Annotated in this window: 10 protein-coding genes; 2 read left to right on the forward strand and 8 right to left on the reverse strand. The window is 70.2% G+C overall.

Annotation, left to right across the window (positions count from 1 at the left end):
• The first annotated feature begins 258 nt into the window (after window positions 1–258).
• Window positions 259–2,682: a hypothetical protein gene (locus ACQ4L4_RS14245; RefSeq protein WP_431104804.1), complete on the forward strand. Its 2,424-nt coding sequence runs from the start codon at window positions 259–261 to the stop codon at window positions 2,680–2,682.
• Between the two features lie 75 nt (window positions 2,683–2,757).
• Here ACQ4L4_RS14245 and ACQ4L4_RS14250 read toward each other — a convergent pair whose 3' ends face one another.
• From ACQ4L4_RS14250 to ACQ4L4_RS14270, 5 genes are all read right to left on the reverse strand, one after another.
• Entirely contained in the window at window positions 2,758–4,482 is a 1,725-nt protein-coding gene (locus tag ACQ4L4_RS14250; protein ID WP_431104805.1) for an ATP-binding protein, read from the reverse strand.
• Window positions 4,483–4,596: 114 nt separating this feature from the next.
• Window positions 4,597–5,502, reverse strand: coding sequence for an SDR family oxidoreductase (locus tag ACQ4L4_RS14255; protein ID WP_431104806.1), 906 nt, complete (start codon window positions 5,500–5,502; stop codon window positions 4,597–4,599).
• Between the two features lie 90 nt (window positions 5,503–5,592).
• Window positions 5,593–6,564, reverse strand: coding sequence for a glutathione S-transferase family protein (locus ACQ4L4_RS14260; protein WP_431104807.1), 972 nt, complete (start codon window positions 6,562–6,564; stop codon window positions 5,593–5,595).
• Window positions 6,561–7,046 carry a GNAT family N-acetyltransferase gene (locus tag ACQ4L4_RS14265; protein WP_431104808.1) on the reverse strand — a complete coding sequence of 162 codons (486 nt, stop codon included), beginning with the start codon at window positions 7,044–7,046 and terminating at the stop codon, window positions 6,561–6,563. Before ACQ4L4_RS14265 ends, ACQ4L4_RS14260 begins: the two co-directional genes overlap by 4 nt.
• The gene (locus ACQ4L4_RS14270; RefSeq protein ID WP_431104809.1) at window positions 7,046–8,065 is read right to left on the reverse strand and encodes an NADP-dependent oxidoreductase; all 1,020 of its coding nucleotides are present in this window, start codon (window positions 8,063–8,065) and stop codon (window positions 7,046–7,048) included. Before ACQ4L4_RS14270 ends, ACQ4L4_RS14265 begins: the two co-directional genes overlap by 1 nt.
• A 333-nt stretch (window positions 8,066–8,398) precedes the next feature.
• Here ACQ4L4_RS14270 and ACQ4L4_RS14275 point away from each other — a divergent pair, with 333 nt between their 5' ends.
• Window positions 8,399–9,640 carry a hypothetical protein gene (locus ACQ4L4_RS14275; RefSeq protein ID WP_431104810.1) on the forward strand — a complete coding sequence of 414 codons (1,242 nt, stop codon included), beginning with the start codon at window positions 8,399–8,401 and terminating at the stop codon, window positions 9,638–9,640.
• A gap of 18 nt (window positions 9,641–9,658) precedes the next feature.
• Here ACQ4L4_RS14275 and ACQ4L4_RS14280 read toward each other — a convergent pair whose 3' ends face one another.
• From ACQ4L4_RS14280 to ACQ4L4_RS14290, 3 genes are all read right to left on the reverse strand, one after another.
• A complete protein-coding gene (locus ACQ4L4_RS14280) occupies window positions 9,659–10,117 on the reverse strand; it encodes a PaaI family thioesterase (RefSeq protein WP_431104811.1) in 459 nt (152 codons plus the stop codon).
• Window positions 10,118–10,258: 141 nt separating this feature from the next.
• Window positions 10,259–11,050 carry an SDR family oxidoreductase gene (locus ACQ4L4_RS14285; RefSeq protein WP_431104812.1) on the reverse strand — a complete coding sequence of 264 codons (792 nt, stop codon included), beginning with the start codon at window positions 11,048–11,050 and terminating at the stop codon, window positions 10,259–10,261.
• Between the two features lie 91 nt (window positions 11,051–11,141).
• Window positions 11,142–12,998 (reverse strand): acyl-CoA dehydrogenase, encoded by a 1,857-nt coding sequence (locus tag ACQ4L4_RS14290; RefSeq protein WP_431104813.1) that lies wholly within the window; start codon window positions 12,996–12,998, stop codon window positions 11,142–11,144.
• Between the last annotated feature and the right edge of the window lie 20 nt (window positions 12,999–13,018).

The raw sequence follows: 13,018 nt of genomic DNA on the forward strand, positions 1-13,018 counted from the left end.
GGGGACGCGGCAGGCCCGTCGAAGGACCCGACCGATACACAGGGGTCCGCGCCGGCGCCGGCTCCCAGCCCGGTGCCGGAACCCGCGCCGTCGCCGGCACCCTCTCCGGCCCCCTCTCCCTCTCCCTCTCCCTCGCCAGCGCCACCTCCAGCTCCCGCGCCTTCACCGGCCCCGTCTCCGGCGCCGAGCCCAGCCCCGGCACCTGCACCTGCACCGTCCCCGGCGCCGCCTCCCACGCTCACCCTCCCCATCGAGGTCTTGGGCGCCGGCGCTCCCGATGCGCCGACCATCGCCAGCGCCGAGCTGTCGCTCGATGCCGCCTCGCTCTCCACCGCCACCCAGCTGGTGGTGCGCTGCCACCGCTGCGGCTTCTACAACTCACCGGAGTTCGAGGCGCTCAGCAAGCCGCTGACGCCCATCGCCGGCAGCCTGCGCGTGGTCGGCGCCGCCAACGCCAACAACACCAGCGCCGCCGCGTGGATCCCGATCAGCGACACCGGCGTCCAGCTCGACGATGTCGAGCGCTCACACGGCGGCGTCAACGGCGGGCTGCTGACCATCCGCTTCCGCGTGCCGCTGGACAGCACCGCGCGGGCGCGCCTCGTGGCGATGCCGGCCACCAACCGCATCGAGTTCCGCTTCAACGGCACCGACGGCAACTCCAACGGTTTCCGCATCCTCGACCTGCAGCTGCAGGACGCGAGCGGGCGAAACCTCGCGACCAATCCGCGCCGTTGGGCCGACATCGCCGTCGAGAAGCAGGCCGGCCGCACCTGGACGGCCGATGCCGACGCGGGCAAGGCGCTGTGGAACGCTTCGGGCCTGCTGCTGAAGTCGCCGGTGGTGAACAGCCGCATGCGCGCCGCCTGTGCGTCCTGCCATGCCGCGACGGGCCGCGACCTGCAGTACTTCAACTATTCCAACCATTCGATCGTCCAGCGCTCGCGCTTCCACGGCCTGAGCGAGACGCAAGGCCGGCAGATCGCCGCCTACCTGCGCGCGGCGCTGACGCAGGTGCCGCACGTGCCGCAGGCCACGCCGTGGAATCCGCCGTACCAGCCCGGCCCCGGGCTGGACAGCAGGCCCGCGGTCGAATGGGCGGCCGGCGCGGGCATCGACGCGGTGCTGCCGGACGCGAAGTCCTTCGTCAACGTCTTCGTCGGCAAGGCGGCCGGCAGCACGGCCGCGGTGACGCAGGCCGAACTCGATGCCGCGATGGATCCGAGCCCAGGCAAGGTGCTGAACACGCGCGAGATGCCGATCCCGCTGCAACTGCCCGACTGGAATGCCTGGCTGCCCATCACGCATCCGCTGGACATCTGGACGCCGGACGCGGGCCAGGGTCAGGGCTTGTTCGAGACCCAGGGCGATGACGGCTCGAACCCGATCAAGGTGGTCAAGCGCATCGCCGACTGGCTGGCCGCCAACAAGAATCCGAACGGCGTGTACGGCGACTGGAGCCACCTGAGCGCGGACCAGCGCGAACGGGCGATGTACTGGCTGACCGATCCGGGCATGAAGACGCTGGACTTCGTCGGCGGCGGTCGCGGCAGCCGCGTGTCGTCCAATCCGTCGCAGCCCTACGGCGCGGAGATCGGCGGGCGCAAGCTGCAGGCCCTGCTGTCGCCCTCGACGCAGTCGTCGGCGAGCGCGCTGTATCCGAACGCCAGGGCCGGCTACAGCAAGGAGGCCTTCATCGAGCGGGCCATGTTCGGGACGATCCACTGGATGGGCGTCAAGCAGTGGGAGCTGGCGCACGAGTACGGCCTGGAAGGTCCCGCGCCATGGTTCCGCGGCCGCAAGGACGCCAGCGGGAAATGGGTGGGCGAAGGCGAGAAACGCGGCTGGCCGTTCAGCTGGCCCAGCGTGTTCTACATGGCGCCGCACATGCTCTACGCCGACGAGCAGACGCCGCAGGGCAAGCGCGAGTTCTACTTCTCGTGGGAGCCGCGCCTCACCTCCTACTACCGCACCAACCAGTGGTACCAGCTGCAGATGACGGTGAACCCGGGCTGGTCCGGGGCCTCGGAGGGGCCGATGGACTGGCCGTACCACATGGGCTTCACGACGGCGGTGGTGGACGACCTGATGACGGCGAAGGCACCGTCGCAAGTCTCCGCTTCTCACCTGGCGCGCTACTTCCAGGTGCGGACCAAGCTGGCGCAACTGGCCAACACCACCCTCTCCTTCAACAAGCCGGATCCCGCCGCGCCGACCGACCTGTTCCGCAACGAGGGGCACCGCAGCCGCGCGTCGCTGGCGATCCACAAGCTGGGCGTGGGCGAAGTCGTCGATCGCGGGCCGGAGAGCTGGGAGAAGTCGCGCTTCCGGCTGCTGGACGACGTGACGCCGGGACTGCACCTGATGTTCATCAACAGCTCGATCTCGCTCTACAACGCGATGTACGCGAACACGAGCTACGAGCAGTGGCGGCGCTGCGACCCGAACGCGCTGTTCGGCAGCGAGCCGGAGACCAAGTCGGGCTTCCGCTTCTGCCTCGACGCGAAGCGGACACCGCTGCCCTTGAACGGCAAGGGCCAGCCGCACCTGGTGGGCGGATGGGTCGACTGGACCAGCGAGCAGTACATCACCTGGAGCGTGATCTCCGCGCGCAACCACGGTGCCGAGGCGCAGCGGCTGAAGACCTTCTCCGACTGGAGCGGACGCATGTGGCGGGAGTGACGGGACCGGAGACGAGGCAAGGTCGGCCGCGGTGGCGGGAGCGACGTCGTCGGGGGCTTCGCCGGTCGTCGAGGACTACGCCGCTGCCGGCACGGCCGGCAGCTCCAGCGTGAAGCGGGAGCCTTGTCCGCTTTCGCTGTCGACGAGGATGCGCCCGCCCATGCGCTCCATGAGCTGCTTGCAGATGACCAGCCCGATGCCGTGCCCGGGCTGGTCCTCGCGCCCGAGCCGGTTGAACGGCTGGAACAGCTGCGAGCGCTGTTCGGGGCTCAGCCCGATGCCGTTGTCGGCGACCTCGATGCGGAAGCCGCGCGGTTCCGCGCAGGCGCGGACCTTCACCCAGCCGCCGCGCCGGTTGTACTTGATGGCGTTGGAGATGAGGTTGTGCAGCACCTGCTCCAGCCGGATGGGATCGGCCTGCACGAGCGGGAGCGTGCTGTCCTCTTCGGGCGTCATGCCCATCTGCAGGTCGACGCCGGCCGCCGCCGCCGCCGGCTGAGCGAGTTCCACCACGCGGCGCAGCACCGGCCCCGCCTGCAGCGGCAGCGACTGCACGGTCAGCGTGTTCGCCTCGACGCGCGACAGCGTCATCATGTCCTCGATCAGCACCAGCAGATGCTTGGCCGCCTCGTCGATGTGCCGCAGGCGCGACTGCTGCACATCGTCCAGCGGCCGCTTCGGATCGTGGGCCAGCAACTGGCTGAAGCCCAGCACCGCGTTCAACGGCGTGCGCAGCTCATGACTGGCCTGGGACAGGAACTCGCTCTTGGTCTTGCTCGTGACCTCGGCCAGCTCGCGGGCCTGGTCCACGTCCTGCAGCCGCATGCGCTCGCCGAGCTCGCGCTGCAGCAGCTCGCCGCGCAGCCGCACCTGGCGCTGCAAGGCGCGGTTCCACAGCAGCGTCACGCCGAGCCCGGCGACGACCAGCGCCAGCGCGACACCCACTCCCCACAGCGCGCGGCGCTGCCAGCGCATCGCCGCCGTGTCCTGCGTGATCCAGCGGTCGGCGATGGCCTGGCGCTCGGTGTCGCCGATGCGCGTGAGCGCCTTGTCCAGGATGCGCCCCAGCATCGGCCAGTCGCGCCGGTAGCCGATGCCCAGTCCGTACGCGTAGCCGATGTCGTCCACCACCCGCAGGTTGCCGATGCCGTCGCGCCGCATCAGGTAGGTCGCGCCGGCCAGGTCCATCACCGCCGCGCCGACCTCGCCGCCGGCCAGCCGGCGCAGCACCGTGCGGTCGTCGACCTCGACCTGCAAGGGATTGGTGGCGTAGCGGTCGCGCAGGAACTCCGCCACCGCGTAGCCGCGCGCCACCGCCACCGCCTCGCCGGGACGCAGCGGGTCGTCGCCCGCGCCGGCGCGGCGCAGCAGCACCGCGGGCACCGTGATGTAGGGGCGGGTGAAGCCGAAGCGCTGCGTGCGCTCCGGCGTCTCGCGCAGCGACATCTGCACGTCGAGCGTGCCGGCCGCCAGCGCGTCCAGGTTGTCCGCGAAGGGCCGCGGCGGCTGGAACTCGAAGCGCAGTCCGGTGAGCTCCATCAAGCGCCGCGCGTAGTCCACCGACAGGCCGGTGAGGCGGCCTTCCTCGTCGACATAGGTGAACGGCCCGTAGCTCGCCGAGCCCCCGACCCGCAGCACCGGATGCTGCGCCACCCAGGCGCGCTCCTCGGCCGTCAGCCAGTCACGCGGATCGGCGTGCCCCTGTCCCGCCAATGCCAGCCACGCCGCCACGGCCGCGGCCAGGATCGGCAGCAGGCGCGGCAGCGCGCGCAGAAGTCGGGGGAGTGCGAACAGGACCACGCAAGGATTGTGGGCCCGCCTCTCCCGCGACAGGGGAAGGGCTCTCCCGCATCCGGGGGAGGTCCCTGTCAGAAGTGTCAGGTGTCTCCGACACCTTGCCGTGCGCCGTCCGGTTCAGCCGCGCAGCGAGGCCCGCAATTTCGCGCCGATCTCCGGCTTGTCCTCGAACGGATCGGTCGGGTTGCGCAGCTGCATCACGTCCTCCAGCCGCGTCTGCACGCCCTTGAGCGCCTGCGGGTGGCTGAAGATGTAGAAGCGCTCCTCGTCCATCGCCTCGAACACCAGGCGCGCGACGTCCGCCGCCGTCAGCTTGCCGGAGCTGACCGCCTTGTCGGTCATCGCCTGCGAGATGAGCTGGCTCTTGGTCGGCTTGTCCGCGCCCAGGTGCCCGGGTCCGTCGGCAGGCCGGTTGCGATGACTCTGCGTGATGCCGGTGGGCACGAAGAAGGGGCACAGCACCGACGCGCGCACCTGGTCCGTCACCAGCGCGAGGTCCTGGTACAGCGTCTCGCTGAGCGACACCACCGCGTGCTTGGACACGTTGTAGACGCCCATGTTGGGCGGGTTCAGCATGCCGGCCATCGAGGCGGTGTTGACGATGTGCCCCTGCCATGCGGGATCCCGGCCGGCGGCCTCCAGCATCATCGGCGTGAACAGGCGCACGCCGTGCACCACGCCCATCAGGTTGACGCCCAGGACCCAGTCCCAGTCCGACAGCGCGTTCTCCCAGATCAGCCCGCCCGAGCCGACGCCGGCGTTGTTGAACACGAAGTTCGGCGCGCCGAAGCGCGCCTTCACCGCGGCCGCCAGGGCCTCCATCTGGTCGGCCTTGGACACGTCGACGCGTTGCGCCAGCACCGGGTGCGCAGCGAATTCCGACGCGGCCCGGTCGAGCGCGTCCTGCTGCACATCGCACAGCACCAGGTTCATGCCGCGCGCGGCGGCGATGCGCGCCACCTCGAGCCCGAAGCCCGAGCCCGCGCCGGTGATCACCGCGGTCTTGCCTTGATAGTCCTTCATGCGCTTGTCTCCTTGATGCGTTCTTGTCCTGCGTGCCACGCAGGCACCCGGGCCCGTCGTCGCGGGCCCGTCTTCGCGGGCCCGATCGGGCTATGCGCGCTTCAGCGTGTAGCGGATGCGCGGGAAGTGCACGTGCACTTGGCCGGCGCGCTCGTCCTCGCGGGCCAGCGTCACCGTGCGGCAGCTCAGGCCCACGACCGTGCCGGCGACCGCGTCGCGGGCGTAGTCGTAGGGCGTGACCGTCACGGCGTCGCCGGCGGCGAAGCCCAGGCCCTCCTCGACCCGCGCGGGACGCGGCGTCGAGGCCTTCGCCAGCGCGATCGCCGCGGCGCCGTCAAGCTTGCCGGCCCGCTCGCCATGACCGATCGCGGCGACGCGGCCCATCCAGGCCCGCAGCGCCTCATGTGGCTGGAAGATCTCGGCCAGCGGCCCGGTCCGGGTCACGAACCACAGCGGGTGATAGACGCTGAGGTCGGCGATGCTCGTCTCGTCGCCGAGCAACCAGGGCCGGCCGTCGGACAGCATCGACGAGAGCCACTCGAGGTACTGCGTCAATGCCGCGCCGGCGTCGACGCCGCGCACCTGAGGCATGCCCTCGCTCATCGCCTTGCGATCGGCGACGAAGATCTTCAGCATGTCCGGCGGCGCCCCGGCGAACAGCGCGGTCGCGCCCGCCGGCTGCATCGCATACGGCAGCGCGGTCCAGAACAGGTCCGTGTCGGCCCACTGCGCCAGCATGCGCGCGTGGCCGGCGACGGCCGCGGGGTACAGGCTGGGCGTCGGACGACGGCCTTCCAGCACCTCGGCGATCAGCGCCGTGTCGCAGTAGATGTCCGCGCCGAGCTGCAGGAACGGCGTGCGTCGGTAGCCGCCGGTCAGCGCCACGACGTCGGGTTTGGGCAGCACCATCGGCACCGTCACCGAGTGCCACGCCAGGCCCTTGAGGCCCAGCATCAGCCGCGCCTTCTCCGCGAACGGCGAGCTGCTGTAGTGATGCAGGACGAGGTCGTCGGCCGACGGCAGGCCGGCGGAATGGGGGGACTCGTGGGTGGGGCCGCTCATGGCGTCGCGTCCTTGCGCATGTCGATGTGGGGGATGCCGTCCTCGTCGTAGACGTCCGAGATCGGCGTGAAGCCGAAGCTGCCGTAGAACTCCCGCAGGTGGGCCTGCGCGCCGAGTTCGACCGGCTGGCCCGGCCAGAGCTTCTGGCATTCGCGCAGCGCCTGGCTCATCAGCGCGCGGCCCAGGCCGCCGCCACGGGCCGTCGACGCCGTGATGACGCGGCCGATGCGCGCCGAGCCGTCGCCGATCGACGGCGGCAGCAGACGCGCGTAGGCCAGGAGTGCCTCCGCGCCGTCCACGCCCTGCCCCAGTCCTTGCCCCAGTCCTTGCAGATGCCAGGCGTGCTCGTCGAGCCCGTCGGGGTCGAGGTAGAGGCAGCGCTGCTCGATGACGAAGACCTCGGCGCGCAGGCGCAGCGCGCGGTACAGGCCCCGGACGCCGAGCTCGTCGAAGGGCTGGTTGATCCAGCGCGGGCCGACCATCAGATCAGCTTCACCAGCTGCTTGCCGAAGTTGCGGCCCTTGAGCAGCCCCAGGAAGGCCTCGGGCGCGTTCTCCAGGCCCTGCGCGACGCTCTCGCGGAACTTCAGCTTGCCGGTCGCGACCAGCGTGCCGAGTTCCTTCAGCGCTTCCGGCCAGACGTCCATGTGCTCGGAGACGATGAAGCCTTCGATCTTCATCCGGTTCGTGAGGATCAGCTGCGGCAGCGTCAGCGGGATCGGCTCGCCGTTGTAGCCGGCGATCATTCCGCACATCGCGATGCGGCTGAACGCGTTCGAGCGCAGCATCACGGCGTCGAGGATCATGCCGCCGACGTTCTCGAAGTGGCCGTCGATGCCGTCCGGGCACTCGGCCTTCAGCGCGGCGGACAGCGACTTGAGGTCGGCGTGCTGCTTGTAGTCGATGCACGCGTCGAAGCCGAGTTCCTCGACGACGTAGCGGCACTTGTCGGCGCCGCCGGCGATGCCCACCGCGCGCGCGCCGCGGACCTTGGCCAGCTGGCCCACCGCGCCGCCCACCGCGCCGCTGGCGGCGCTGACCACCACCGTCTGGCCCGGCTTCGGATCGATGATCTTGACCAGGCCGTACCACGCGGTCACGCCGGGCATGCCCACCGCGCCCAGGTAGGCGGACAGCGGCACATGCGTCGTGTCGACCTTCTGCAGCACGCCGCGCTGGTTGGCGTCGACGAGCTGGTACTCCTGCCAGCCGCCCATGCCGACGACCTTGTCGCCGACGGCGAAGTGCGGGTTCTTCGACGCGACCACCTCGCCCACGGTGCCGCCGATCATCACCGCGTCCAGCGGCTGCGGCGCGGCGTAGCTCTTGCTCTCGTTCATGCGGCCGCGCATGTAGGGGTCGAGGCTCAGGTAATGGTTGCGGACCAGCACCTGGCCGTCCGCGAGTTCGGGGATCGGCTGCTCGACCAGCTTGAAGTTGTCAGTGCCGGCCTCTCCGGTCGGGCGGGACACCAGATGGATCTGGCGGTTCACTTGGCTCATCGGGGGCTCCTCGGTCGTTGTGGATCCATGTCAGCGCATGGCTCATGAAAGGGAATCGCGGGCGGAAACCCGGCCACGATCCGTGACGGAATGCCGACGATTGAACCACGCCCTCTTCCCCCTTCACGTCCCTCGGGTGACAGAAAAGAACGAGCGTGCTTTTTCTGAGGCGACCTGCAGATTCGTGTCAAGAACCGCGGCCCGCGGCTGTCGACTGACATCGTCCTTCCAGCCCTACGCCACGTCACCATGTCGCAGATCTTCCGTCGCTCCCATCTCCCCTCCTGGCTCGGCGGCAATGACGGGCCGGCGCAGGCGCCGAGAGATCCTCAGGTGCGCAAGTGGATCGAAAAGGAGAAGCACGGGAAGGAGGCCCTCGCCGCGGCCCGGCTGATCGAGAAGGCCCTGGTCCGCAAGCCGGAAACCCTGGATCTGTCGGCGGTGCCGCATCGCCTCCTGGACGGGCTGACCGGCAGCCTGATGCAGCGCCTGAGCGGGCCGACGCGGACCCTGGTGCTGCCGCAGGATTGCCCTGTGGACATCGCCTTGCGATTGATGTGCGTGATCGGCGCGCGTCACATCGAGCCGAAGCCGATGATGGCGGCGGTCGAGGAGGCGCTGTCGCCACGGCCTTGTTCGAAGCCGCGGCGGCTGCGGCCCCGGACACCGCCGGTGCCCGTCGCGCCGGCGCCGGCCAGCACGGACTCATCGGTCTATGACGTGCCGCCCCGCCTCACCGGCCACGAGTACGCCATTCCTCCGCGCCGCACCGGCCACGAGTACGCCATTCCTCCGCGCCGCACCGGCCACGACTATGCCGTTCCTCCGCGCCGCGGCGACAACGACGACGTCATTCCGCCCCGCCGCAGCAAGGACCACGACGTCCTTCCCCGCCGCGACAGGGGCATCTACGAGCGCCCCGAATCCCTGGTCGTCGCCAAGGGCCCGGCCTCCCTGCAGCCTCGCGATGGCAAGGACCCCGCCCTGGACGCGAGTCCTTTCGAGGGCGCGATCTATGTGGAGGGCCCGGACGAGGTCGAGGGCTCGAACTACGTGTTCGCCGAAGCTCGCCGCGCGCCCGCCGGTCTGGCGGATCCGGTCCATGTCAAACACAAGGCGGACGCGATGGAGATGCGTCGTCAAGGCGTGCCTCTCGACATGGCGACGCCGCGATCGTCGCTCGGCGCGACGATTCAGCAGGTCTGCGCAGCGGTGGATGCGCTGCGCGCGCCGATGGCCTGGCTCCAGACCCGCGCCGGCGACGAGGGTCAACACCCGCGCTGCGCCATCTCGTCATCGGATGCGATCGCCATCGCGCGCGCGTTGGTCGCCGTGCCGCCGGGTCACCTCAGGCCGGCGGAACGCCAGTCGATGATCGAGGCGAAGATGGTGCTCGTCTCGAGGCGCCCCGCTGCCCCGCTCGAGCTTGCGCCCGAGACCGTCCGTCATCTGGGCATCGCACTGGATGTCGTGCGCCGGCTGGTCGCGGACGAGGATCCGACGCCCCCTCCACTGCCGGCGCGGAACTCCGCCACCGAGCGACTCCGGTCGGTCCGGAGCACGGCGCAAGGATGAGCCCTCGGGCCGACGGGCTCAGTCCTCGCTGCGCTGCAGCGCCTTGAGGCTGCGGCCCTTCCCGGGCAGCGCCTTCAGATACTTGAAGGTGCCGGTCGAATGGGCGCAGAGCTTGCCGTCCTCGCCGTAGACCGCGCCGTCGCAGAAGGCCATCGTCGTCGAGCGGTGCAGCAGCCGGCCGACGGCCCGCAGCGCGCCCTCGCCGGGGCGCATGAAGCTGGTCTTCATCTCCACCGTCACCACGCCGGGCCCGAAGCCCGGCTGGTCGCGGTGCACGCTGCGCGCCGCGTGCGCCATCGCCACGTCCAGCAGCGTCATCAGCACGCCGCCGTGCGCCACCGCCCACGAGTTCAGATGCGGCTCGCGGATGTCGACACGCAATTCGGCCTCGCCCTCGTCGATGCGGACCAGTTCGAAACCCAGTTGCTGGACGAAGGGGATGTGGACGGGGAACTTCAACGACGGCTTTTCAGTCACGGCAACCTCGAATCACGGGCAGAGGCGCCCACGCCAGCATGACGCCGTCCCAGCCAAGCGGAGCCCGGAGATCCGGCTCTGCCGGGCTCTCGGGCTCGCCCCCCGGTGGGGGGCGCGCGAAGCGCGTAGGGGGAGGAGCCATCAACTGCCGTGGACGGCGGAGACGCCACCGTCGACCGCGAGGATCTGCCCGGTGATGTGCTTCCCGGCGCGGCTCGCGAACAGCAGGGCGGCGCCCTTGAGGTCCTCATCATCGCCGATGCGCTTGAGCGGGGCGTGCTCGGCGAGCTTCTCCTCGCCGATCGCCGCCATCAGGCCCTTGGTCATCTTGCTGGGGAAGAAGCCCGGCGCCAGCGCGTTGACGGTGATGCCGTACACGCCCCATTCGCCGGCCAGCGCGCGGGTGAAATTGACCGCCGCGCCCTTGCTGGTGTTGTAGGCGATCGTCTTCATCATGCCGCTGTTGCCGCCCAGGCCGGCGATCGAGGCCACGTTGATGATGCGGCCCGACTGGCGCGGGATCATGCTGCGCTTCGCGACTTCCTGGCTCATGACGAACAGGCTGCGGATGTTCAGGTCCATCACCTTGTCCCAGGCCTCGACCGGGTGGTCCTCCGCCGGGGCGCCCCAGGTCGCGCCGGCGTTGTTGACGAGGATGTCGATCTTGCCGAGCTTCGCGAGCGTCTGGTCGACGATGCCCCGCGCCTGCGCCTCGTCGGAGGCGTCGGCGGCAATGAACTGCGCCGCGATGCCGCGCGCCTTCAGATGCGCCACGGCTTCCTCCAGATCGCCCGCCTTGCGCGAGCTCAGCATCAGCGTCGCGCCGGCCTCGCCGAGCGCCTCCGCGATCTGCAGCCCGAGGCCGCGGGATCCGCCCGTCACCAGCGCCACCTGGCCGGTCAGGTCGAAGAGGTCTTGTACCTTGCTGCTCATCGTCGTCTCCTTGATGTTCTCGATGTGGGTCATGTCAGCGTCGCCGCCGCCGTCGACCGCGCGACTGCGGCGACGGCGGCGACGGCGGGGGTCAGAACCAGGCGTCCTGCATCTCGCGCGTGAGCGCCTCGCGCCGCGCGACCACGCCGAGCCAGGCGTGAATCTTGGGCAGCTCATAGGCGAAGAAGTAGCGCTGCGCGGCGCGCTTGCCGTGGGCGAAGTCGTCCTCCCGCCCATCGAGCGAAAGGGCCACGTCCAGCCAGATCCACGCCAGCACCGTGTGCCCGAAGGCCTGCAGGTACGGTGTCGCGTTGGCGAGCGCCGCCTCCGGCTCGCCGGTCGACCAGGCCTTCTTGGTCGCGCCGCCGACGGCGGCCAGCGCCGCGCCGAGTTCGTTCGCCGCTTCGGCAAGACCTGGCACCTGGCCGGCGCGCTGCGCGGTGTCGCTGATGCGCGCGGCCAGCGCCATCAGCGCCTGCCCGCCGTCCATCACGACCTTGCGGCCCAGCAGGTCCAGCGCCTGGATGCCGTGCGTGCCCTCGTGGATCATGTTCAGGCGGTTGTCGCGCCAGTACTGCTCGACCGGGAAGTCACGCGTGTAGCCGTAGCCGCCCAGCACCTGGATCGCGAGCGAGTTCGCCTCCAGGCACCACTCGCTGGGCCAGCTCTTGGCGATGGGGATCAGGACCTCGAGCAGCCGCTTCGCCGCGGCGGCCTCGTCCTCCGACCCCGTGTGCTGCTCGTCGACCAGCCGCGCGCAGAACAGTTCCAGCGCCAGACCGCCCTCGACGAAGCTCTTCTGCGCCAGCAGCATGCGCTTGACGTCGGCGTGCTCGATGATCAGCGCCTGCGGCCGCGCCGCGTCCTTCCCGCCGGAGGTGGTGACCGGCCGACCTTGGGGGCGTTGACGCGCGTACTCGAGGCTCGCCTCGTAGCCCGCGTAGCCCAGCATCACCGCGCCGAGGCCGACGCCGATGCGGGCCTCGTTCATCATGTGGAACATCTGCCGCAGGCCGTCGCCGGGCTTGCCGACGAGGTAGCCGATGGCGCCCTTCTTCCCGCGCGGCGTGTGGCGCCCTTCGCCGAAATTGAGCAGGCAGTTCGTCGTGCCGCGATACCCGAGCTTGTGGTTCAGGCCCGCCAGCGCCACGTCGTTGCGCTCGCCGGTGAGCCGCCCCTCCGTGTCGACCAGGTGCTTGGGCACGATGAACAGCGAGATGCCCTTGGTGCCCGGCAGCGGCTTGCCGTCGGGTCCGGGGATCTTCGCCAGCACCAGGTGGACGATGTTCTCGGTGATCTCGTGCTCACCGCCCGAGATCCACATCTTGTTGCCGGTGAGCCGGTAGCGCGGGCCGAGCGGATCGGCCTCGAAGTCCGCCCCGTCGCTGTCGGTGCTTGTGCCGGTGCTGGTGGCGGTGTCGGGCTCGGCGCGTGTGGCGACGTCGGACAGCGACGATCCGGCCTGAGGCTCCGACAGGCACATCGTGCCGAACCAGCGCCCGGACAGCTCGTTCATCGCGAAGACGTCGCGCTGCGTGTCCGTGCCGTGCGCCATCAGCAGATTGGCGTTGCCGTTGGTCAGCATCGCGTAGCCGCCGAGGGACACGCTGGCCTTGCTGAAGAAGCAGTTGGCGGCCATCTCGACGACGCAGGGCAGCTGCATGCCGCCGTGCTCGTAGTCCTGCGCGGCGGCCAGCATGCCGGAGCCGACGTAGGCGGCGAGCGCCTCGTGTGTCGCCTTGGGCAGGTGGACGCGCTCGCCGTCGAATCGCGGCTCCTCGGTATCGGCCAGGCGGTTGAACGGCGCGAACTTCTCGCGGGCGATCTTCTCGCAGGTGTCGAGCACCGCGTCGAAGGTCTCCCGCGAGTGCTCCGAGAAGCGCTCGCGCCGGCCGAGGTCCTGCACCTTCAGCCAGTCGTAGAGCAGGAAGTCGAGGGTCTGGCGCATGGCGCCCTCCTGGATGAGGT

It is taken from the genome of Roseateles noduli, from assembly GCF_050626985.1.
Classification (GTDB): domain Bacteria; phylum Pseudomonadota; class Gammaproteobacteria; order Burkholderiales; family Burkholderiaceae_C; genus Roseateles; species Roseateles noduli_A.